The sequence below is a fragment of the Streptomyces sp. NPDC086777 genome, assembly GCF_040702065.1.
Lineage (GTDB): Bacteria > Actinomycetota > Actinomycetes > Streptomycetales > Streptomycetaceae > Streptomyces.
Genome location: NZ_JBFBJI010000059.1, coordinates 1 through 21,794 on the forward strand (window position 1 = coordinate 1; position 21,794 = coordinate 21,794).

22 protein-coding genes and 3 pseudogenes are annotated in these 21,794 nt (G+C 71.8%); 10 read left to right on the forward strand and 15 right to left on the reverse strand.

Annotated elements, in window-relative coordinates; all coding sequences use genetic code 11:
- Positions 1-133: 133 nt before the first annotated feature.
- Both AB0472_RS42945 and AB0472_RS42950 read right to left on the reverse strand, forming a co-directional pair.
- Complete coding sequence (locus tag AB0472_RS42945; protein ID WP_366364826.1) at positions 134-1,126, reverse strand: phospholipase D-like domain-containing protein; 993 nt, start codon at positions 1,124-1,126, stop codon at positions 134-136.
- A gap of 254 nt (positions 1,127-1,380) precedes the next feature.
- A complete protein-coding gene (locus tag AB0472_RS42950) occupies positions 1,381-1,539 on the reverse strand; it encodes a hypothetical protein (protein ID WP_366364827.1) in 159 nt (52 codons plus the stop codon).
- Here AB0472_RS42950 and AB0472_RS42955 point away from each other — a divergent pair.
- The 3 genes from AB0472_RS42955 to AB0472_RS42965 all read left to right on the forward strand — a co-directional run bounded on the left by AB0472_RS42955 (position 1,525) and on the right by AB0472_RS42965 (position 5,757).
- On the forward strand, positions 1,525-2,700 hold the full coding sequence (locus AB0472_RS42955) for an FAD-dependent monooxygenase (protein ID WP_366364828.1): 1,176 nt from the start codon (positions 1,525-1,527) through the stop codon (positions 2,698-2,700). The genes AB0472_RS42950 and AB0472_RS42955 overlap by 15 nt on opposite strands.
- 109 nt (positions 2,701-2,809) lie before the next feature.
- The gene (locus AB0472_RS42960) at positions 2,810-5,194 is read left to right on the forward strand and encodes an excinuclease ABC subunit UvrA (protein WP_366364829.1); all 2,385 of its coding nucleotides are present in this window, start codon (positions 2,810-2,812) and stop codon (positions 5,192-5,194) included.
- A gap of 56 nt (positions 5,195-5,250) precedes the next feature.
- Complete coding sequence (locus tag AB0472_RS42965; protein ID WP_366364831.1) at positions 5,251-5,757, forward strand: MarR family transcriptional regulator; 507 nt, start codon at positions 5,251-5,253, stop codon at positions 5,755-5,757.
- 181 nt (positions 5,758-5,938) lie between these two features.
- Here the strand turns inward: AB0472_RS42965 and AB0472_RS42970 are convergent, their stop codons facing one another.
- The 6 genes from AB0472_RS42970 to AB0472_RS42995 form a co-directional block, all read right to left on the reverse strand.
- Positions 5,939-6,370 (reverse strand): universal stress protein, encoded by a 432-nt coding sequence (locus tag AB0472_RS42970; RefSeq protein ID WP_366364833.1) that lies wholly within the window; start codon positions 6,368-6,370, stop codon positions 5,939-5,941.
- A 237-nt stretch (positions 6,371-6,607) separates the two neighbouring features.
- Positions 6,608-7,465, reverse strand: a complete 858-nt coding sequence (locus tag AB0472_RS42975) for a DMT family transporter (protein ID WP_366364834.1) — start codon at positions 7,463-7,465, stop codon at positions 6,608-6,610.
- Between the two features lie 115 nt (positions 7,466-7,580).
- A complete protein-coding gene (locus AB0472_RS42980) occupies positions 7,581-8,534 on the reverse strand; it encodes a PfkB family carbohydrate kinase (RefSeq protein WP_366364835.1) in 954 nt (317 codons plus the stop codon).
- Positions 8,531-10,009: a cytosine permease gene (locus AB0472_RS42985; RefSeq protein ID WP_366364837.1), complete on the reverse strand. Its 1,479-nt coding sequence runs from the start codon at positions 10,007-10,009 to the stop codon at positions 8,531-8,533. The genes AB0472_RS42980 and AB0472_RS42985 overlap by 4 nt, the downstream gene beginning before the upstream one ends.
- Positions 10,010-10,088: 79 nt before the next feature.
- Complete coding sequence (locus tag AB0472_RS42990) at positions 10,089-11,081, reverse strand: ADP-ribosylglycohydrolase family protein (RefSeq protein WP_366364839.1); 993 nt, start codon at positions 11,079-11,081, stop codon at positions 10,089-10,091.
- Entirely contained in the window at positions 11,078-11,797 is a 720-nt protein-coding gene (locus tag AB0472_RS42995; RefSeq protein ID WP_366364840.1) for a GntR family transcriptional regulator, read from the reverse strand. The genes AB0472_RS42990 and AB0472_RS42995 overlap by 4 nt, the downstream gene beginning before the upstream one ends.
- A 184-nt stretch (positions 11,798-11,981) precedes the next feature.
- On the opposite strand from AB0472_RS42995, the pseudogene AB0472_RS43000 reads away from it, so the two are divergent.
- From AB0472_RS43000 to AB0472_RS43010, 3 genes and pseudogenes are all read left to right on the forward strand, one after another.
- Positions 11,982-12,164: pseudogene (locus AB0472_RS43000) on the forward strand (DUF2180 family protein); the annotation flags it as partial.
- Positions 12,165-12,267: 103 nt separating this feature from the next.
- A complete protein-coding gene (locus AB0472_RS43005; protein ID WP_366364884.1) occupies positions 12,268-12,645 on the forward strand; it encodes a transcriptional repressor in 378 nt (125 codons plus the stop codon).
- A 210-nt stretch (positions 12,646-12,855) separates the two neighbouring features.
- The gene (locus AB0472_RS43010) at positions 12,856-14,070 is read left to right on the forward strand and encodes an MFS transporter (protein WP_366364842.1); all 1,215 of its coding nucleotides are present in this window, start codon (positions 12,856-12,858) and stop codon (positions 14,068-14,070) included.
- Positions 14,071-14,099: 29 nt separating this feature from the next.
- Here the strand turns inward: AB0472_RS43010 and AB0472_RS43015 are convergent, their stop codons facing one another.
- The 3 genes and pseudogenes from AB0472_RS43015 to AB0472_RS43025 form a co-directional block, all read right to left on the reverse strand.
- Positions 14,100-14,699, reverse strand: a complete 600-nt coding sequence (locus tag AB0472_RS43015) for a suppressor of fused domain protein (RefSeq protein WP_366364844.1) — start codon at positions 14,697-14,699, stop codon at positions 14,100-14,102.
- 86 nt (positions 14,700-14,785) lie between these two features.
- On the reverse strand, positions 14,786-15,193 hold the full coding sequence (locus tag AB0472_RS43020) for a hypothetical protein (protein WP_366364846.1): 408 nt from the start codon (positions 15,191-15,193) through the stop codon (positions 14,786-14,788).
- Positions 15,136-15,336: pseudogene (locus tag AB0472_RS43025) on the reverse strand (IS5/IS1182 family transposase); the annotation flags it as partial. The gene AB0472_RS43020 and the pseudogene AB0472_RS43025, both read right to left, overlap by 58 nt.
- Position 15,337: 1 nt before the next feature.
- Here AB0472_RS43025 and AB0472_RS43030 point away from each other — a divergent pair.
- Both AB0472_RS43030 and AB0472_RS43035 read left to right on the forward strand, forming a co-directional pair.
- Positions 15,338-15,460: pseudogene (locus AB0472_RS43030) on the forward strand (IS5/IS1182 family transposase); the annotation flags it as partial.
- A gap of 129 nt (positions 15,461-15,589) precedes the next feature.
- Positions 15,590-16,048, forward strand: coding sequence for an SMI1/KNR4 family protein (locus AB0472_RS43035; protein ID WP_366364848.1), 459 nt, complete (start codon positions 15,590-15,592; stop codon positions 16,046-16,048).
- A 176-nt stretch (positions 16,049-16,224) separates the two neighbouring features.
- Here AB0472_RS43035 and AB0472_RS43040 read toward each other — a convergent pair whose 3' ends face one another.
- Together AB0472_RS43040 and AB0472_RS43045 are read right to left on the reverse strand one after the other, a co-directional pair.
- Entirely contained in the window at positions 16,225-16,569 is a 345-nt protein-coding gene (locus AB0472_RS43040) for a hypothetical protein (RefSeq protein WP_366364849.1), read from the reverse strand.
- Positions 16,570-16,648: 79 nt separating this feature from the next.
- Entirely contained in the window at positions 16,649-17,410 is a 762-nt protein-coding gene (locus AB0472_RS43045) for a hypothetical protein (protein WP_366364851.1), read from the reverse strand.
- A 175-nt stretch (positions 17,411-17,585) separates the two neighbouring features.
- On the opposite strand from AB0472_RS43045, the gene AB0472_RS43050 reads away from it, so the two are divergent.
- Both AB0472_RS43050 and AB0472_RS43055 read left to right on the forward strand, forming a co-directional pair.
- On the forward strand, positions 17,586-18,254 hold the full coding sequence (locus AB0472_RS43050; protein ID WP_366364852.1) for a Type 1 glutamine amidotransferase-like domain-containing protein: 669 nt from the start codon (positions 17,586-17,588) through the stop codon (positions 18,252-18,254).
- Between the two features lie 140 nt (positions 18,255-18,394).
- Entirely contained in the window at positions 18,395-18,877 is a 483-nt protein-coding gene (locus tag AB0472_RS43055) for a hemerythrin domain-containing protein (protein ID WP_366364854.1), read from the forward strand.
- A 17-nt stretch (positions 18,878-18,894) separates the two neighbouring features.
- Here the strand turns inward: AB0472_RS43055 and AB0472_RS43060 are convergent, their stop codons facing one another.
- Positions 18,895-19,872, reverse strand: coding sequence for a hypothetical protein (locus tag AB0472_RS43060; protein ID WP_366364856.1), 978 nt, complete (start codon positions 19,870-19,872; stop codon positions 18,895-18,897).
- Positions 19,873-20,020: 148 nt separating this feature from the next.
- On the reverse strand, positions 20,021-21,742 hold the full coding sequence (locus AB0472_RS43065; protein WP_366364858.1) for an MFS transporter: 1,722 nt from the start codon (positions 21,740-21,742) through the stop codon (positions 20,021-20,023).
- Positions 21,743-21,794: the final 52 nt, after the last annotated feature.

Consider the following 21,794-nt stretch of genomic DNA (forward strand, 5'->3'; position numbering starts at 1 on the left):
GCCCGGCCCGCGCCCCCCCGCCCGCCCCGGAGCGGTGCACCCGGTGGGGGGTGTCGTTCGGCTCGGGGGCGGTGCGGGGGCGCGAACGGCACGCCGGGCGGCGGTCGGCCGCTGCCCGGCGCCCACCGGATCGCTACGCGGCGGTGCCGCCCGCGTAGTCGGTGTTGAACGTGGTCTCGACGGTCGTGGCCACCGACTGCGCCACCCCGGTCCCGGTGAGGATGATGCCCAGCTCACGGTTGCTGGACAGGGAGTTGCTGCTTACGTTCATGGAGCCGGCCTCCACCTCCTGGGTGGACAGGCCGTAGTCGGCGACCATGGCCTTGGCGTGGATGTAGAAGCCGTTGGGGTCGGAGTAGCCGACGACCGTGCCGCCCGCGGCCTTGATCGAGGAGACCTCGCTGGAGTAGTCGCCCGGCGTCTCCAGGACGACCCGTACCTTCACGCCCGCCTTGGCCCTGGCGACGATGGCGTTGACCACCGTGCTGTCGCTGAACTCGAGTTCCTCGACGTCGAGCGTCTTGGTGGCGGCGTTGACCACGGTCAGCAGGCGGCTGCGCGAGTCGGTGGGGGACCAGAGCAGGTGGTCGCCGTCGGTGGGGGTGACGGAGGTGCCGGCGTAGTCGGCGTCGAAGACCTTCTCGATCGCGGCGACGTCCCGGGTGTCGTCGGTGAAGACGCCGTAGTCCCGGCCGGTGGAGTAGTACTGGGAGGTCAGGTTGCCGGTCAGGACGAGCGACTTGCTGCCGTCGACCGTGATGGTCTTCTGGTGCGTGTAGACGAAGCTGGACGGCGACCAGACCACGCCCACACCCGCGTTCGTGAGGGAGGTGTACGCGGAGTTGTCGGCGCTCTTGTGCGCCTGGTCCAGCACGACCCGCACGGTGACGCCCTTGTTCTTCAGGGCTATGAGGTCGTTGACGGCCGTGGTGTCCTCCAGCTCGTACATCGTCATGTCGAGCGAGCTGGTGGCGGAGTTGATGAAGTCGTAGACGGTGGGTTCGCTGCTGCTGAGCGAGAAGGCGAACGCGGAGTAGCTCGCGGCGTTCGCGGGGACCGCGGTGGCGACCACGGCCGCACCGGCCGCCAGGGCGACACCCGCGCGAACGAGAAGCTTCGACAGCATGTGCGTGACTCCTAGTCGAGTAGACGCTCACGTGGGGGGTGGGTGAGCGTGGGCATGACACCACGCGCGTAGACTGCCGAGGAAGGGAAGCCGGGTGAACTCACCGTTACGTGTGGGGCGTGCGGGCGGACATAGCGGACTCGCGGCAGGTGGGGGCCGGTTCATGGGCGTACCGCGAGAACGCAAAATCTTCGTAGCCGAGCGCAGCGGGCCCGTCCGCCCGCGTCGTCGTCCCCTGGGGGCGAGCGGCGTTCTCAGGACCGCTGTGTGCCGGTGAGCCGGGCTCCGAGGCCGTCCCGGAGAAGGTCGAAGGCCTGGTGGGCTGCCCGGACGGCCTGCGGGTGGCGGTCGTCGGCGGACTCGCCGTCCGCCAGCGCCTCGTGGTTCATGACGGCCAGGTGCTGCTGCGCCACGATCACCTGGGCCGCGGCGAGGCGCGCGGTCAGCGGATCGGCGCCGGCCTCCCGCAGCGCCTCGGCCAGCTTCTCGATCCCGCGGGCCGTGTACCGGGTCAGCCGCGCGGCAGGCTCTCCGTGCCGACGACCATCCGCAGGAAGGCGACGATCTCGGGAGTGTCGTTCAGACCGGTGTTCGGGTCGCGCCGCGCCAGTGCGTCCAGCAGTGCGTCCCGCGGTGCGTCCAGGGGTGGCCGGCCGGGCGTACGGCCGCGCACGGCCGTCCCCACCGACCACGGGCACTTCAGCCAGTACCCCCGGTCCACCGGCGGCTATTTCACCATCCTGCACCCCCTCGAAGGCGACCGGTACCGGCTGATCTTCGGCAGGCTCTCCGGCGACGGCCCGGGCCGCGAGGCACCCGTCACCGCCGACGAGGTGCGCGAGGCGCTGCACGCCGTGTACGGACGGGTGACGGAACTGGGCGAGCTGCGCGCGGCGTCCCGGTTCGGCGACGCCGTCCGGCAGGTCGAGCGCTACCGCGAGGGGGGGTTCTTCGCCGGGGACGCGGCACACATCCACATGCCGATCGGCGGCCAGGGGGTGAACCTGGGCGTCCAGGACGCGGTCAACCTCGGCTGGAAGCTCGCTGCCGAGGTGCGGGGCTGGGCGCCGGCCGAGCTGCTGGACACCTACCACGACGAACGGCACCCGGCCTGGGCGCGGGTACGGGAACACACCCGCGCCCAGGCCGTGCTCATGAACCCCGGCCGGGACGAGGAGATCGAGGCGCTCCGCACCCTCGCGACCGAACTGCTGGGCCTGCCCGACACCAACCGCTACATCTCCGGCATGACGTCCGGTCTCGACGTCCGTTACCCCGGTCTCGGCCCTCGGATGCCCGAGCTGGAACTGACGACCGGCGCCGGCCCGACCCGGCTGAGCCGCCTCATGCACTCCGGCCGGGGTCTGCTGCTCTCCCTCGACGGCAGGCACCGGGACGTGGGTGACCGGTCCGACCGGTCCGACCGGGTCGAGCACGTCGTGGCGGAGTGCGGCGAGGAGGTCGAGGGCGCCGAGGGTGCCGAGGCGCTGCTGGTCCGGCCCGACGGCTACATCGTCTGGTCCACCGCCGACGGCGTCCCCCTCGAAACGGCCCTCACCCGCTGGTTCGGCTGAAGCCCGCACCCGAGCCGGTCAGGAATGGAGAAGCGTTAGGCTTCTGAGCCCGGCTAGCGTGGCGGCGATCGACCAGGACCCCGCGCAGCAGACGGAGACGGGTTTGAGCATGGCCACAGAGACCGAGAAGACGACGTCCACGCCGCACGTGGCCGACAGCCACGGCCTGATCCGCGTACACGGCGCGCGGGAGAACAACCTCAAGGACGTCAGCATCGAGATCCCCAAGCGCCGGCTGACGGTCTTCACCGGGGTCTCCGGCTCGGGCAAGAGCTCGCTGGTGTTCGACACCATCGCCGCCGAGTCGCAGCGGCTGATCAACGAGACCTACCCCGCCTTCGTCCAGGGCTTCATGCCCAACCTGGCCCGGCCCGAGGTCGACGTCCTCGAAGGGCTGACCACCGCGATCATCGTCGACCAGCAGCGGATGGGCGGCGACCCGCGCTCCACCGTCGGCACCGCCACCGACGCCAACGCCCTGCTGCGCATCCTCTTCAGCCGCCTGGGCAAGCCGCACATCGGCTCGCCCAAGGCGTTCTCGTTCAACATCGCCTCCATCAGCGGGGCCGGGGCCGTCACCGTCGAACGCGCCGGCCAGAAGGTGAAGGAGCGCCGAAGCTTCAGCATCACCGGCGGCATGTGCCCGCGCTGCGAGGGCCGGGGCGCCGTCACCGACCTCGACCTCGCCCAGCTCTACGACGAGACACTGTCCCTCAACGAGGGCGCGATCACCGTCCCCGGCTACAAGGGCGGCGGCTGGAACTCCCGCCTCTACATCGAGTCCGGGTTCTTCGACCCGGACAAGCCGATCAGCAAGTTCACCAGGAAGGAGCTGCAGGACTTCCTGCACCGGGAGCCGACCCGGATGAAGATCGCGGGCATCAACATGACCTACGAAGGTCTGATCCCGCGCATCCAGAAGTCGATGCTCTCCAAGGACAAGGAGTCGATGCAGCCGCACATCCGCGAGTTCGTGGAGCGCGCGGTCACCTTCGCCACCTGCCCCGACTGCGACGGCACCCGCCTCAGCGAGGGCGCCCGCTCCTCGAAGATCGACGGCGTCAGCATCGCCGACGCCTGCGCCATGCAGATCAGCGACCTCGCCGAGTGGGTGCGCGGCCTCGACGAACCGTCGGTGGCACCGCTCCTCGCCACTCTCCGGCACACCCTGGAGTCGTTCGTCGAGATCGGCCTCGGCTACCTTTCGCTGGACCGGCCGGCCGGCACCCTCTCCGGCGGCGAGGCCCAGCGCACCAAGATGATCCGGCACCTCGGCTCCTCGCTCACCGACGTCACCTACGTCTTCGACGAGCCCACCACGGGCCTGCACCCGCACGACATCCAGCGCATGAACGGCCTGCTGCTCAGGCTGCGCGACAAGGGCAACACGGTCCTCGTCGTGGAGCACAAGCCGGAGGTCATCGCCATCGCCGACCACGTCGTCGACCTCGGCCCCGGTGCCGGGGCGGGCGGCGGCACGGTCTGCTTCGAGGGCACCGTCGAGGCCCTGCGCACCGGCGGCACCATCACCGGCCGCCACTTCGACGACCGGGCCGCCCTCAAGGACACCGTCCGCAAGCCCACCGGCACACTGGAGATCCGCGGCGCGAGCACCCACAACCTCCAGGGCGTCGACGTCGACATCCCCCTCGGCGTCCTCGCCGTCGTGACCGGAGTCGCTGGCTCCGGCAAGAGCTCCCTGGTGCACGGCTCGATCCCGGCCGGGGCGGGGGTGGTCTCCGTCGACCAGGGCGCCATCCGCGGCTCCCGGCGCAGCAACCCGGCGACGTACACCGGGCTGCTCGACCCGATCCGCAAGGCCTTCGCCAAGGAGAACGGCGTCAAGCCGGCCCTGTTCAGCTCCAACTCCGAGGGCGCCTGCCCCACCTGCAACGGCGCCGGCGTGATCTACACCGACCTGGCGATGATGGCGGGCGTCGCCACCACCTGCGAGGACTGCGACGGGAAGCGGTTCGAGGCGTCGGTCCTCGACTACCGTCTCGGCGGCCGGGACATCAGCGAGGTGCTCGCGATGCCGGTGACCGAGGCCGAGGAGTTCTTCGCCGCGGGCGAGGCGCACACCCCGGCCGCCCACCGCATCCTCCAGCGGCTCACGGACGTCGGCCTCGGCTACCTCACCATCGGGCAGCCCCTCACCACCCTGTCCGGCGGTGAGCGCCAGCGCCTCAAGCTCGCCACGCACATGGCCGACAAGGGCGGCGTCTACGTCCTGGACGAGCCGACGGCGGGCCTGCACCTCGCCGACGTCGAGCAGCTCCTCGGCCTGCTGGACCGGCTGGTCGACTCCGGCAAGTCGGTCATCGTCGTCGAGCACCACCAGGCGGTCATGGCCCACGCCGACTGGATCATCGACCTCGGCCCGGGCGCCGGCCACGACGGCGGCCGCATCGTCTTCGAGGGCACCCCGGCCGACCTGGTGACCGCCCGCTCCACCCTCACCGCCCAGCATCTCGCGGAGTACGTCGGCGCCTGAACCGGCGTCCCCCGTACGGGTTCGGGCATTCGAACGTCACTGGTTAGGCTGCGTCCATGACCGCGACGCCACGCTGGCTGAACCCCGAGGAACGACGGGCGTGGCTCGCCTACGTCCAGTTCTCCACGCACCTGTCCGACCACCTCAACCGCCAGCTGCGGCGCGACGCGGGGATGACCCACGCCGACTACTCCCTCCTCGCCCACCTGTCCTCGGTCGAGGAGCACAGTCTGACCATGTCCGAGCTGGCCGAACGTCTCAAGATCACCCGGAGCCGCCTCACCCACGCGGTGACCCGCCTCCAGGAGGCCGGCTACGTGGACCGCCGCGAGGACCACGTCAACCGCCGCAACCAGCACGCCGTCCTCACGCCGGCCGGCCTGAGCCTCCTGGAGCGCTCGGCCCCCGGCCATGTGGAGGCGGTCCGCCGCGCCGTCTTCGACGCCCTCACCCCCGACCAGGTCACCCGGTTCGCCGAGATCGGCGAGGCCGTCAACGCCGCCCTCCAGCGCATCGACGCCGGCACCGACGAACAGGACGCACTGCCCTGGCGGCGCCGCTAGCGGCAGCGCCCCCGATGGGGCGCGGGGAACTGCGCGACCAGGCACGAGGTCGCCGCAGACGGCGGTCGGCACGGTGTCGCGGCAATTCCGGCGGAGCGCCCACCGCGCCGGTACGGCACGAAAACCCCGGGGCCCGCCACGGACGACGAATCCGCGGCGGGCCCCGGGGCGCGACGGCCGGTCAGGCCTCCTCGTGGCCTTCCGGCGCCAGCAGGATCGCCGTGTTCGTGCGGTGCGCGACGGCGTCGCTGACCCGCGGGTCGAACAGCGCCTCGACGGAGCTGCGGTGGTGGGGGCTCAGCACGATGAGATCCGCGGCGAACTCCTCCGCGGTGTCGGCGATGGCGGTCGCGACCTGGGTGGTCAGCCCCCTGACGAGGGTCCCCTCGGCCTTGACGCCCTGCTCGCGCAGGGCCGTCAGCGCCTCGTCGAGGACCGCCTTGGCCTCGCTGTCCTCCTCCAGGGGCACGACCGCGGCCACGGAGGCGGCGGAGGCGATGACGTGTACGACGCGGACCTCGGCGTTCGTCAGCTGGGCCAGCTCGCCGGCCAGCCGCACGGCGGAGCGGCGGGCGGGGCTGGGATCGACGGCGACCAGGATGCGCTGGAACACGGACACTGTGTTTCCCTTTCCGGGGGTCTGGAAGGTCTACTCGGTGGTCAGGGACGCCGGATCACGGCGTGACGGGTCGGCGCGTCCGGCGCCGAACGAGTTCTTCCAGCCTCACCCTATGATCATCGCACCGGCCGTCGGCGGCTCCGACAGCGGCCCGTGTAACAGCCACTGAACTGCCGCGAGCCGCCCGGTGCCGGGGTGCGCCCGGCCGTCGGGCGGACGGGTCCCGCCCGCTCACCGCATGACGTCGACGAGGTGCGGCACGACGCGGGTCAGCCGGGTCACGCCCCACAGGATCAGGCCGGCCCCGGCCACCTCGGGCAGCAGCCACCACCCGGTGCGGACCGACTCGTCGAACAGGGCGACGCCGAGGAGCAGGCTCACCGCCGCGTCGCCGATCGTCAGCGCGGGCTGGGAGGCGACGAGCGGACCGGCCTGCAGCGCGTTCTCCAGGAGCAGCAGCGCCGCGATCCCGGTGAGCGCGAAGCCGTAGGTCTGCCAGGCGGTGAGGAACGCGGCCAGGCCGTCGTCGGCGAGGCGTCCGGTGGCCGACTTCATGAGCGCGGCGGTCAGCGCGTTGCCGATCGCGGCTCCCGTGGCCAGGGCCGCCGCGCGGAACAGCGGCGACGACGAGGAACGTACGAGCAGGACGGTGACGGCGATGGCGCCCAGGCCGAGCACGAGGACCGGGACCCAGCGTTGCCCGGACGCCTGCTGCCGGCCGCCGGACGGCGCGGCCGAGGCGAGCAGCAGGGCCAGCCCGGCCACCACCACGGCGACCGTCCGCCAGCCCTCCGGACCCGGCCGGCGATGCATCAGCGGTACGGCGATCAGCAGCGCGAACGGCAGCTCCAGCATGAACAGCGGCTGGACCAGCGCCATGGGCCCGTTGACCAGGGCGAGCGCCTGGAAGACCGCGGCCCCCGCCACTCCGGCGATACCGATCGCCCAGGCCGGCCGCCGCATCAGCACCAGCAGCAGGCGCAGCCCGCTGCGGCCGGGCACGGTGGACGCGGCCTTGCGCTGGAAAGCCGTGCCCGCCGCGTTGCTGACGGCACCCAGGACGGCGAAGAGCACGGCGAGCACCATCATGGTTCCAGGATGCCTTCTGGGCCCCGCCCGCTCAGCCCCGGAGCATCCGCGGCCGGTGCGGAGCCGACGCTCCGGGGCTGAGCACGGCACCGGGGCTCGGCAGGTCCCGCGCGGCTCAGGAGAGCTGCGCGGCGAGTGGGTCGCCGGCCAGGAACGCGGCCAGTTCCGCCCGGTCGGGCGCCGTGGCCGGACCGCGCCGGGTCACCGCGAGGGCCGCCGCCGCGTTGGCTCCGCGCGCGGCCGACAGCGGGTCGAGCCCCTGACCGAGCAGGGCGAGGAACGCGCCGACGTGCGCGTCGCCCGCGCCGTTGCTGTCCACGGCGGTGACCGGGAAGCCCGGCACGTGCACGGGCGGGTGCCCGGGGGCGGCCAGCCAGCAGCCGTCCCTGTCGGCCCGGACGAGCACCCCCGCCCCCGGGGGCAGCCGCTGCCCGAGGGCCGCCGCCGCGGTACGGGGATCCTCGTGCCCGGTCATGATGCGGGCCTCGCGGGCGTTGGCGCTGAGCCAGTCGGTGCGGGCCAGGACGGGGGCGAGGACGTGCTCGGGGATGTCGGCGACCAGCGGTCCCGGATCGAGGCAGAGGATGCTGCCGGCGGGCAGTACGGCGGTCAGCCCGGACAGCAGCGGGCCGTTGCCCGGCAGGGCCAGCCCGTACCCCGAGAGCTGGACGAGGTCGTCGGGGCGCAGCCGGGCCCCGACCGCGGTCAGATCGGCCGGTGCCAGGGTGGCCTCGGCCCCGAAGCTGGTCACGAAGGTGCGTTCGCCGCCCGAGTCGACCAGGGCCACCGTGAAGCCGGTGTCGCGGTCGGTGCGGGCGGGCAGCAGCGTCCCGATCTCCTCGGCGGCGAGCGCCGCGCGGACCAGGTCGCCGTGCGGCCCGGTGCCGTGCAGACCGGCGTACACGGCCTCCGCGCCCAGCCGGCGGGCCGCCACCAGCGTGTTGAAACCGCCGCCCGCGGTCGTCCCGCCGTGGGTGCCCAGCACGTCGCCGCCGCGTTCGGGCAGTGCGGGAATCTCGATCACCACGTCGGCGATCACGTTCCCGGCGAGCACGATCCGCCGGTTCACCGGCCGGCTCCCTGGAGGCGGGCGGCGGCGGGTTCACCGCTGTCACCCCGGGCGGGCGTGCCGCGCCGGCCGCACAGCGCGTACACCGCCGCGCCGACGGCCATCGAGATCGCCCAGCCGAGGCCGTTGACACCGAACCAGGTGTCGCTGAGCGGCCCCGCGAACCAGACGTCGTCCGCGCTCGTCGAGGCCTTGGTGAAGAGCAGGCCCGCGACGATGGCGAGCGCCCAGCCGAGGACCGCGGGCAGCCGGTAGCCGCCCGAGTACCAGTAGGCGCTGGACCGGGTGGTGTCCATCAGCGCCGGCGGGTCGTAGGTGCGGCCGCGCAGCGAGTCCACCGCGATCACTCCGATCCACGCCGAGATGGGCACCGCCAGCAGCGTCAGGAAGGTCGAGAACGGGCCGTAGAAGTCGTCCGCGACCAGCATGAAGTAGACGCCGCCCGCGAACATCAACACGACGTCGAGGGCGACCGCGTAAGCACGCGGCACCCGCAGGCCGAGGGTGATCATCGTGAGCCCCGCCGAGTACGTGGAGAGATGGTTCGACATCAGCAGCCCGCCGAAGGCCGCGATCAGGTACGGGATCGCCATCCAGGAGGGCAGCATCGCGTTGATCGCGGCGACCGGGTCGGAGGCGGTGGCGAGCGTCCGGTCGCCCGCGGAGAGCAGCGAGCCGAGCGAGATCAGCAGCACCAGGGGGATGCCCGCGCCGAACGCCGAGGCCACCACGAGGCGTCGGCCCGGGATCGCGCGCGGCAGATAGCGGGCGTAGTCCGCACCGGCGTTGGCCCAGCCGATGCCCGTGCCGGAGGCGATGAAGCCCACCCCGGCGACCACCGCGCTGGTCGGCCCCGCCGGGGCGTCGAGCACCTTGGACCAGTCGACGGTCGAGATCAGGAAGCCCATGACGACGAGGTTCAGGACGCCGAAGCCGACCGTGGCCCACTTGTTGATCCACATGATCGTGGCGTGGCCCAGACCGCTGATCAGCAGCGTGCAGGCGATGAAGACGAGCAGGCAGACCACGGTGAGCGCGGTGTTCTGCCGGATCCCGAACGCGGTGTCGAGGAGCGCCAGCAGCGCGTACGCCGCGGTGGTCGTGGAGATGGTCTCCCAGCCGACCCGGCTCAGCCAGGTGATCAGGGTCGGCCCCGCGTTGCCCCGCTGCCCGAAGACCGCACGGGACAGGGTGAGCGCCGGGGCGCCGCCCTTCTTGCCGGCGAGGCTCAGGGCTCCGACGAGGGCGAAGGACCCGAAGGAACCGAGGACGGCCACGAGGACCGCCTGCCAGATGTCCAGGCCGCGGAACGCCACCAGGGTGGCACCGAGCGGCAGCCCCAGGATGCTGATGTTGGCAGCGAACCAGGTCCAGAACATCTGGCCGGCGTGACCGCGCCGTTCACTGTCGGGGACCGGTTCGATCCCGCGGGTCTCGACGGTGCCGACGCGATCGTTCGTCTTCGAAACGGCCATGACGGAACCTCCTTGCAGGGTGCGGAAGAGTGGATGGCGGGGGAGGGCGCCGGCCGGCCGACGCGGGTGACGAAACGGTTCAGCGGTGGGCGAGCAGGCCGGCTGTCAACGACTCCAGCTCCAGGGAGTTGACGGTGCGGAGGGTGCGGACGGCGTCTGCGGGCAGCGCGGCGAACCCGGCGACCGAGCCGGCGACGGCGCCCGCGATCGCCCCGATGGTGTCGCTGTCCCCGCCGAGGTTGGCGGCGAGCAGCGCGGTCCGCCACGGGTCGCCGTCCGCCAGGGCGAGCACCGCGAACGCGGCGGGCACCGACTCCTGGCTCGCCACGCTGGTGCCGACGAGCGCCACGACCCGGTCCAGGGCCTCGGCCTCGCCGAGGCCGCGCACCAGCTGCCACGCCCACTCGATCCGGGCGGCGATGTCCGCCCCGGCGATCCAGTGCCCGCGCCGGGCGCCGGCCCGCGCGGCGGCCACGGCGGCGGTGACGGCATCGTCGAGCGAGCCGCCGCCGACCCCGGTGCTGACGGCGGCGGCCACGGCGGCCGCGCCGGCGATGCCGATGGTCGTGTCGTGGGTGACCTGGCAGGACTCCACGACCCGGTCGACGAACGGGCCGAGCGGGTCGGCGGCGAAGGCGATCCCCACCGGGGTGACGCGCATCGCGGCGCCGTTCGTCGTACCGTTGCGCCCCGCCTCCCGCGGGGGCACGCCGCGGGCCACCGCGTCCAGCGCGGCCTTGGTGGACGGGCCGAGGAGGTCGAAGGAACCCTTGGCCTTCATCTCCTTCTCCCAGTCGAGCAGCTCGTGGGCGAGCCGCAGCGGATCGATCCGGCCGTGCCCCTCGACGAGGAGCCGGCCGACGATGACGGCCTGGTCGGTGTCGTCGGTGACGGACCCCGCGGGCATGCCCGCGCTGACCGGGTTGTCCGCACGGGCGGCCTCGAAGCCGGTCACCGTGCCGTACACCCTGACGACGTCCTGCCTGGACATCACCTGCGTGGGCATCCCGAGGGCGTCACCGAGGGCCAGTCCGTAGAACGCGCCCAGGGCGCGGTCGAGCCGGCCGGTCACGAGCGGCCTCCGTTGCCCGAGCGGACGTGCAGTTCGAAGCGGGCGGGATCGAGCAGACTGCCGACCTGCTCGACCACCGAGCCGTCGGCGGCCCGGTACACCTGGTCGAGGCGGAGGAAGGATTCGCCGGGAGAGCGGTGCAGTACGGCGGCCTCGGCCGCCGTGAGCCCGCGTACCGAGACGACACCCTCGCCGGAGTCGCTGATCCGGCCCGCCGCGATCAGCGCGCGGCTGAGCGAGCCGCCGTCCAGACCGCGCTCCGGCAGTCCGGCCAGTCCCTCGGTGACCGGCACCCTGCTGCGCTCCAGCGACACGCCCTGCCCGTCGGGCAGCCGGCGGACGCGGTCCAGGGCGAGGAACCCGTCGGACGCGAGCGCGAGCCGGGCGGCGAGCTCCGGATCGGTGATCTCCTCGAAACGGAGGATCTCCGCCGTCAGTTCGGTGCCCTGCGCGGCCAGCGCCCGGGTCCAGCCCAGGCGGTTGTCGAGCGGCGCCCCGTCGAAGGTGACGAACGAGCCGATGCCCGCGTGGGTGGCGATGAGGCCTTCCTCGCCGAGAACCTGCAGGGCCTGCCTCAGGGTGGTGCGGCTGACGCCGAACCGCTCGGTGAGTGCGTGCTCCCCGGGGAGTCTGCTGCCGTCGGCATGGACCCCCGCTCGGATCTCGTCGGCGAGCACACGGGCGATGCGATGATGCTTGTGAACCTGTCCAGGCATGTCTAGACAGTAAGTGAACAAGTCCGGACGGTCCAGGGGTTCCGGCCCGCTTCCTGCATTTGACTCTGTCAGAACCAGCGAACTGTGGTCGATATGTGCCGAAGTGGCGGGAGCCCGTCCGTGCACGGCCGTCCCCCACCCCGTCGGGAGAAGCGAGCGGGCCGACCCCATCGGGAGAAGCGACATGCGCTGTTACGACTGCGCGCGGTCGGGACGCCACGAGAGCAGCGGGATCGGCGTCTGCGCCCGCTGCGGCCTCTCCACCTGCGCCGACCACGCGCGGGTCCTGCAGACCACTGTCCAGCGTCCCGTCGGGGTGATCCCCATGGCGAGCGCCCTGCCGTCCCGGCGCCTGGTCTGCGGGACCTGCCGTACGGCCGAGGCCGCCCAGAACCGACCGGGTCAACCCTGGTCGTACCGTGCCCCCACGGGGCGGAGCGGCCGGTGGGCCGACGGAGAGCTACATGACCATGGAGCAGCTTGCGGGCGACCTGCTCAGGCGCAAGGGCCTGCGCGGCACGGCCCAGCGCAGGGCCGCGCTGACCGCGCTGCAGGGCCGTCCGCACTCCACGGCAGCCGACCTGGAGACCCGCATCGGCACGGACCGGGCCGCGCTCGTCCGCTGCATCGAGCCCGCCGGCTCACCGGCCCGCTACGAGCTGCGCGTCGGCGACAACCACCACCGTCTCGTCTGCCGCCGCCGCGGTCTGATCGAGGACGTCGACTGCGGCGTCGGAGCGGCTCCGTGCCTCACTCCCGGCGAGGACCGGGGATTCGCCGTCGACGAGGCCGAGATCACCTGGTGGGGACTGTGCGCGCAGTGCCGGCAGGACACCGCACAGCACTAGACCCGCCCGGCGCAGGACGCACGTGACACAGCTCACCCCGCCGTATGGGCCGATCCAGGAATGCGAGCTCACCGCATCCTGCTGCAACGTTCTAGGGGGTGGGCTGGGCAAGGGCGCTCGGTACGGCCGGTCACGGAAGGCGCGGAAACGCCTCGGTTTTGCCGGGCACCCCTCCCGAACCGCCGTCCCCGAAAGGTTCCCCCGCTCACCATGCCTCTGGCTCTGCTTGCCCTTGCCGTCGTCACGTTCGGCATCGGCACCACCGAGTTCGCCACCATGGGCCTGCTGCCCCAGATCGCCGACGGCGTCGGTGTGTCCGTGCCGCACGCCGGCAACCTCGTCTCGGCCTACGCCCTCGGCGTCGTCATCGGCGCCCCGCTGCTCACCGGCATCGGCGCCCGCGTACCCCACAAGCGGCTGCTGCTCCTGCTGACCGGGCTCTTCGTCATCGGCAACACGGCCTCCGCGCTCGCCCCGAACTTCGGCCTGCTGTTCGCCGCCCGCTTCCTCGCCGGACTGCCGCACGGCGCCCTCTTCGGCGTCGGCGCCGTCGTCGCCTCCCGGCTGGTCGCCGCCGACCGCGCGGCACGCGCCGTCTCCCGGGTCTTCCTCGGCCTCACCATCGCCAACATCGTCGGCGTCCCCGCCGGCACCGCCCTCGGCCAGCACCTGGGGTGGCGGTACGCCTACTGCGCGGTCGCCGTCATCGGCCTCGTGGCGCTCCTCGCCCTCGCCCTGCTCGTACCCCACCAGCCGCGCGGCCCGCAGGCCGGCATCCGGCAGGAGCTGCGCGCGATGGGCAACCGGCAGGTCTTCATCGGCCTGGCCACCGCTGTCGTCGGGTTCGGCGGCTTCTTCGCCGTCTACAGCTACCTCGTCCCCATGCTGACCCACCTGACCGGCCTCTCCGACGCCTCGACCACCTGGGTCCTCGCCCTCTACGGCGTCGGCATGACCCTCGGCACCCTCGTCGCCGGCCCGCTCACCGACCACGCCCTGCGTCCCACCCTGTACGCCGGGATCACCCTGCTGGGGGCCGCGCTGGTGACGTTCTACTTCACCGTCCACAGCACGGTGCCCGCCCTCGTCACGATCACCTTCATCGGCGCGGTGGGCGCGCTCATCACCACGCCCGTCCAGATGCTGCTGATGCTGAACGCGAAGGACGCCCCGACGATGGCGGCCGCCTCCAACCACTCCGCCTTCAACATGGCCAACGCGGCCGGCGCCTGGCTCGGCGGCCTGGTCATCTCGGCGGGCTGGGGCTGGGCGGCGCCCAGCCTGGTCGGCGCGGCCCTCGCGGCGGCCGGCCTGGCACTGGCCGTCACCGGCGGCCTCCTGGACCGCGGCAACCGCCCCTCGAAGGTGATCACCGGCCAGGAAGCCGCCGAGCCGGACCGCCCCACCGCCCCGTCCAGGACGTGACCGACCACAACCGCGACCGATCCCGGCCGTCACGGCCGGACCGGCACCACCGCCCGCACCCGCCTGCATCCCGCCATGACGGCCACGTCCTGGAACGTCGCACGCGCGGTCACGGTGCCGGGGCACCACCCGTGTCGTCGCCCCAGTGCGGCTCTCCAGGCGACCGGGGTCTCGTGCTCGCGGATGCGACCGGAGGGTGTCCTTGCGATACGCGGCGGCATCCGCGAGCGGCGGCCGGCGGAGACCTGGACCTCAGGCGACCGATGCCCGGAAGGGATCGGTGGGACGATCTCTGCCTCGTCCAAGAGCTGCTCCAACGCGTCGGGCCCGTGACGCCTGCGGAACTCGATCTCGGCAGTGGTCACCGGCAGGGGCCACAGGATGCGGGCGTGCCCCCCGGGCAGCGGGCAGTGTTCGAGGTCGGGGCCGTGGAGATACGGCAGGCTGATCAGCAGGTGATCGCAGTCCGAGCCCGGCACCCACGGTTCACCGATCGGCAGGCTGTGCTCCAGGTCGAGTTGATGCCCTCCGCAGTGGTAGTAGGCGATCATCGCCATAGGCTCGACGAACCGCCGGTCGCGGACGTGCGCGGTCATGACGAACTCAAGCCCGCGCCCGTGTTTCTCCATCGAGGCCCAGCACCCGGCGGTCACATAGGCCCAGCTGTCGCTGCGGGGTGACTTGCCGTGGCTGCCTTAGCCGAGGCGATCACTTCTTACTGCTTCCTGGTGAGGCTGCCGACGTCGACCTCGATGAGGACATCGAGCTTGACGAGGCGTTTCTGCTCGGCGCGGGTGCCTTCGATGTTCTTCGGCAGCAGTTCGGTCGAGCCAGCGAGGACGCGGGGGTAGTCCGGGTGCTCGGGCACGCCGAGTGAGACCGGGTGGGCCGGGAGCCGGTCCGCGAGGGTGGTGACGGTCTTGCGGGTGAGCGCGAGGTGCTCCAGGTAGGTGTCGGCCTCCCGTGGCCGGTTCTGCAGGTCGTCGATCTGTGCGCGGAGGTCGTCGGCCAGGGCCCGGGCGACATCCTCCTGGACGTCGAGTGCGTCGAGCAGGGGCTGGATGTTCACACGGTCACCGGCTTCGGGGCGCGCCAGCTGGGGGTGTTCGCGCTGGTGAGGCATCGGGTCATGACGTGGGTCGTCGCCCATCAGACGCGGGAGACGGAGGAGGGGCGGTGCTCGTAGTCACGGACCAGGCGCTGGTGCAGTATCAGGATTCCCTAGGTCTGCTCGACGCTGAACCGCTTCGGCTGCGGCACGAACCCCGCCTGGCTGCACGGCCTCCGTCGCCTTCGCATCCGGTGGGAACGGCGAGCGGCCGTCTATGCAGCGTTTCTTGAACCCGTCTGCTGCCTCATCACCGATCGACAGCTCAGGGCAGTGCGCTGACACTGGAACCGCTGGGCACTCCATGGATGTCCGTGGCTCGTGCCATGATCCGGCCTCATGAGTGACCGATCGCTTTCGCCTGTCTGGCTGGCCTCGTGGACAGACAGGGTCTCCGCGACTCTCACGGCCATGACAGGCGAGTTCGAGCATCGGCACGGCTTCCCTCCGGGGATCAACCAGGTCCGGCCGGCCGACACCGACGATCAAGCCGCGGCTCGCACGCTCGCCCACGTCACCCCTGCACCAGCTGACCTGGTCACCTTCTACGAGAGCATCGGCGATGTCACCTGGGCGGACGTCGGCTGCGGCCACTTCCTCGATCCGGCCGGTGACGTCCTGCTGCGCCTCCAGGAGTACGGCGTTGTCGACATCGGCGCGCCCCAAAAGACCCATGGCCTGGTCATCGGCTCGAACGGCGGCGGCCTGATCTATGTCGCGGGGTCCGACGGGGCCGTTTACCGGACGCGGACGGCGTCGCTGGACGAAGGGGAGTTCGACAAGGTGGCCGATGACCTCCGACAGCTGCTGGAGCTGCTGGAGCGCTCCCTGACACGGTTCAACGCCGACGGCGATCCGGGATACCTGTAAGCGCAGGCACCTGCGCCCATTTTGTCGGCCGTTGTCGGAACTTGGAACTCCTCACGAGATGATCTTTGCAGTGGTTGGATCGCCCCGGGACTACCGATCCGGGGGTACTTGGTGTCCGTCTTCACGTTTTTTGTCACGCCCGCGATCACGCTCCTTCTCTTCGTCTGTCGAAAGGATCAATCGTCGTCCGCGGGGCCGATGTGGCGGAGGACGGACTCGTACTCGCCCGTGGCGACGAGTCCGTCGATCACCTCGACCATGGACGCCACACCCGCGTCGCGGACGATGAGCCCGTCCCAGCACCACCAGTAGTCGCCTTCCGGCTCGCCCGCCTGCCGATGGTGGTCCATGATCCGGCGCATCTCGTCGAGGGTGAACACGGTTCCGGACCAGCGGTCGCCGTCATCGCGGATGACCCACATGTCCACGTTGCAGACCTCGTCGAGGTCCTCTCCCGCACCCGGCACGAAGCAGATCTCGTATCCGTCCCGCCTGACGCGGTAGAAGGGGCCGTCCCACATGCTCTCTCCCTGTCGCTCTGTTGCACGCCGCCCCAATGCGCCGAGGGTGACGGCCGACCCGTACTGCACGGGTGGTGGATCAGTAGCGGTGTCTGGGCCAGTGAGGGTCCTCCCAACGATCGTCGCCGGTCAGGGCGAGCAGCCGTATCCGGTGGAGCAGTTCCTCCGGTACGCCGTGGGCCCGGAGCCGGGCGGGGGCATGGCGGACCAGCCAGGCGGTCAGCTCGGTGCGTGTCTCCTCCTCGTTCTCCCAGGTGTCCCAGGGGAGTTGGTCTCCGAGCAGGTCGTACTCCCACTGTGCCGCCGCCGCGGCCAGGTGGTCGTCGGCCGGCTGGCCGGTCAGCGTCTGCCATGTGGTGAGCCACGGGGTGAGCGTGGCGGATGCCTCGGCGATCAATGCCAGGACCGCGTACGCGGGCACCGCGGGATCGGGATCGGTGAGCGTGTCGGTCCACCAGGCGTGCAGGAAGTCCCGAACTGCTTCGGCCTGCGCGGTGGGCCACTGCTGCCAATGACCGCGAGCGAACGAGCGGCCGGCTTCCTCCAGGCCGAAGAACGGCTCGACGGAGCCCTGGACGAGGGCCGTGGCGAACTGGGGCAGGATCCGACGCAGTACGGATGCGTGGTCGCTCCAGTCGGGCGCCTGCCAGGTGCGGCGCAGCAGGTCGGGGTCAAGCTCCGTGTCCGCAACCTTGAGCTGCGCGAGTTCTTCGGCGCTGCCCCAGTGGCACTCGCAGTTGTGCTCGTCGGGGTGGGCCGTCATCCCGCCGAAGGCGGCGGTCAGGGCGTCGAGCGCGGTGGTGAGGCGACGTCGTGCGGGGGACTGGTCGGGGTTCGGCATGGTGTTCGCATTCAGGACTCCGGGAGCTTTCGCCATCCGAAGATCGCCAACCTATCCGCGGGGTTCTCGGGCCGCCATCGATTTGTCGCACCCGCACGGGGTCCGGACGGCCACCAGGCCCACCGTGGATCCCGGGTTCGTTGCGTGCGCGCGTCACTCGTGCTTGGCTCGACCGGTGAACCTTCTGCTGACGGCGAGTGGCCTGCGCAACGAGACGCTGCGGGATGCGCTGCGGGACATGCTGGGAAAGCCGTTCTCATCGGCGAACATCGTGTACGTCCCCACGGCATCCGTCGCCGAGCCGGGGGACCACGGGTGGCTGCTCGCCGACCTGAACCGGCTGCACGGTCTCGGCTGGCGGGAGTTCGACGTCCTGGAGCTGAACGGCCTGCCCCGGCAGATGGTGCTCGACCGGCTGCGCAACGCCGACGTCGTCTATGCCGGGGGCGGCAACCACTACCACCTCGCGCGGAGCATCACCGGCAACGGCCTGGCCGAGGGTTTCCTGGAGGCGCTGGAGAACCGGGTCTATGTGGGGCTCAGCGCCGGATCGATGATCTTCAGCCGTCATCTCACCGCGCACTCCGCCGACGTCATCGGGGACACCAAGGACCTGCACGTCCTCGGGGCGACGAGCGTGGACCCGCCGTTCGGGCTCTTCGACTGGTACCTCAAGCCCCACCTGTACTCGCCGGACTTCCCCGAACGGGACGACGCCTGGGCCGACCGCATCGCCGCGCGGGCGGACTTCCCGATCTACTTCATCGACGACGACACGGCCGTTCGCGTCCGGGACGGCAAGCCGGATGTCGTCTCCGAAGGCCGGTGGCGGTTCCATCCGTGAGGAGGGGCTCCTGATCGGTGGCGGCCGGGGCGGCCGTGCTTGCCGTTCCACGGCGGCGCGTGATCGGATGACGGCAGCATCGCGTGCCGGTGACGGTCTGCGTCAGGCATGGAGGTGCGGAAACGAAGGGGCCGCCCTCCGTGGCTTCCCGTGCCGGCGACCGTGCGGTCGCCCTGAGCCGACAGCTTGCCCGAGCGCATGAAGAACTGCGCCGCCAAATCCGTGAGACCAGGAAGAGTCTGGGACAGCGCCGGCTGAGCGACGATGTCCTGCTCACCCATTGCCTCGCCTTCTGCACCGCGCTGACCTCGCACCACCAGGGCGAGGACGACGGCATGTTCTCTCAGCTGCTCCGGCAGCGCCCGGATCTTGCTCCGACGATCACGAAACTCGTCGAGGACCATGGACTGATCGCCTCGATCCTGTCCCGGGTGACTGAACTCGCCGACAGGGCTCTCGAACCGCGTGCTTCGGCCCTGGAGGAGATCGGACGCGAGCTCGACGGACTGGCGGCCATCATGGAATCCCACTTCGCTTACGAGGAGCGCACGATCAGCGCGGCGCTCGACGACGGGAAACCGGACACGGACTGGCCCGACCTGGTGTTCGGGTTCGGGAGGTGACACGGGGTGCGAGGTGGTCAGCCGGCCTCCGCCTCCGCGACCAGCGCGTCGATCGCCCCGCGCAGCGCGGCCAGTTCGGCGGGGGTGGGATCGGCCGGCTCGTGCGGTACCAGGGCGGCGGGGTTCACCACGGGGGTGGTGCCCGCAGGGGCTGAGGCCTCCGCGGCGCGGGCCAGGGGCGCGCTCATGTCGGGCAGGGGGGCGGTGAGGCCGTCGGCGAGTTTCCGTAGCGCGGGCGCGAGGGGAGGCGACGGGAAGGGGAAATCCGTGGGCAGCAGCCCGGCCTGCCGGGCGTGGTCGTCGCCGCGGAAGTCCAGGTCCCAGCCCTCCCAGCCCGGCAACGGCCAGTCGTGAACGCCGGCCACGGTCCGCACCGCCCACAATGAGACGGTGCGGGCCTGCGGGTCGACATGGACGCCGCCGTACGGCATGTCGGTCAGCGCAGGGGTCGCTGACGATGCGGCGATCAGGTCGATCAGGCGGGAGCCGGCGGCGAGGTGCTCGACGGGCTCCCAGTCGCTGCCCCACGCGCGGACCCTGCCGTCGGGCAGCCGCAGGGAGACGACGGCACAGGGCTCGGCGTACTCGCTGGACGAGAACCCGGAAGCCTCGAACGTCTCGAACCAGCCCGGCGTACGGGTCAGGCCCCTGCCGAGGCCGAGGTGGTGGGTCAGATCGCCCATGCCGTCGTGGGCGAAGCGGACGTCCCAGCCGGGCCAGGTCCGGGCCAGCACGGCGCGGGCGGCGACGTGGTCGACCCAGTCGCCCACGTAGGCGAACCAGAGCAGGGTCCGGCGATCGTGGTCGACGAGAGCCGCACCCTCGCACCACACGTCGTCGAGCCATTCGTCGATCTCCCGGTTGGCCCGGAAGCAGCGTGTCGCCGCTGCCGGGCCGGGCAGCAGATCGTCGACGACCCGGCCTGCGGCCCAGTGCGAGTAGTACCGCTGCCAGGCGCCGTTGTCCACCACCACGTACTGCGCTCGTGCTCCCATGATCAGCGAGGCTAGCGCCGCCGCACGACGGGCACCGAACGAATTTCCGGTGACCGGCTCGGCCCGGCCGCCCGGGGGACGGGCCTCGGGGCGACGCCACCTCCGGCGCGCGCCTTCCCGCGACAGCACGGTCGGGCCGCCGCCGGGATCAGGCCGGCCGCTCCCGGAGTTCGACGAGGGTCGACGCGGTGAGGGGGAGCGGTGCGTCGGCCGGGTCGACGAGGACGACCGTGCAGGTCGCGGCGTGGGCGAGGGCGGTGGTGAGGCTGCCGTCGGCGAACTGGGCGAGCGGTCCGCGTGGTGAGCGGCCGACGGCCACGGCTCGGGCGTGGACGTCGGCGGCGTGCCGGGCGAGAACCCGGCCGGCGGCGGCGTGGTCGCCGACGCTGTCCAGGATCTGGCCGGTCGCGGTGAACCCCTGGGCGGCGAGCCGGTCGAGATGGGCGACGACCGCTGCCCGCGCCTCGTCGGGGGTCTCGGTGTCCGCCGCCGTTTCCTCCACGACGGCGGTCCGCTGGACGTGCACCACCTCCAGCGGGCTGCCGGTGTCCCGCGCGAGCCGGGCGGCGGCGTCCACGATGGCCCCCGCCCTCTCGTGGGCGCCGACGGCCACGACGACCGGACCAGGGCCCGCCGCTGCCTGCCGCCCGACGGGCGTCAGAGCGGGGACGGCCGGCTCCCCGTCGGCGAGGTGGGCCTCTGCGTCCCGCAGCAGCCGGTGCCCGCTCGCCAGTACCGGGATCGCCAGCAGGAACGTGCCGGCGCCCAGGTAGAACGGCACGCTCAGGTCGGTCGCGTCCGCCAGCTTCCCGGCGACGTAGGGGGCCAGGCCGCCGCCGATGAACCGCAGGAAGCCGTAGGCGGAGGAGGCGACCGGACGCTCGACCGGCGAGACCACCATCACCGCCTGGGTGGTGAGCGTGTTGTTGATGCCGATGAAGATCCCGCTGGCGATCACCGCGACGATCACGACCGTCGGCGTGTCGACACCGGCCGCGATGACCGCCATCACCGCGCCGAGGCCGACGAGGTTCGCGTACAGCACGGGTGCGGTGCCGAAGCGGGCCTGCAGGCGCGGCGCGAAGAAGACACTGAACGCCGCCACCAGCAGCCCCCACCCGGTGAAGACCAGCCCCAGCTGATGGGCGCTCAGCTCCATCGGATAGGGGGCGTAGCCGAGCATCGTGAAGAAGCCCCAGTTGTACAGCAGGGCCATGATGCCCATGGTCAGCAACCCACGGTGGCGCAACGCGGTGATCGGCGCCAGCGGTGAGGTGCGGCGCTCGGGCTTGGGCAGCGCGGGGACGAAGGCGAGCGTCGCGACGAGGGCGATCGCCATCAGGACGGCGACCCCGAAGAACGGGCCCCGCCAGCTGATGGCCCCCAACTCGCCGCCCAGCAGCGGGCCGACGGCTATGCCGAGGCCGAGGGCGGTCTCGTAGAGGATGATCGCGCCGGCGAAGCCGCCGCTCGCCGAGGCGACGATGACCGCCAGCGAGGTGGCGATGAACAGGGCGTTGCCGAGCCCCCATCCGGCCCGGAAACCGACGATGCCGTTGATCGAGCCCGAGGCGCCGGCGAGGGCGGCGAACACGACGATGATCGCGAGACCGGCGACGAGGGTGCGCTTGGCGCCGATCCGGCTGGACACCCAGCCGACGATCAGCATCGCGACCGCGGTCACGATCAGGTAGCTGCTGAACAGGAGCGAGACCTGACTGGGGGAGGCGTGCAGGCTGTCGGCCAGCGCGGGCAGGATCGGGTCCACCAGGCCGATGCCCATGAACGAGATCACGCAGGCGAACGCCACGGCCCACACGGCCTTCGGCTGCCTGAAGGGGCTCGCGGCCCTCTGGTGCGGTGCACTCATCGACGGTCCTCTCTCCGGATGCGGACGGATACGGACGGATGGGGACGTATAT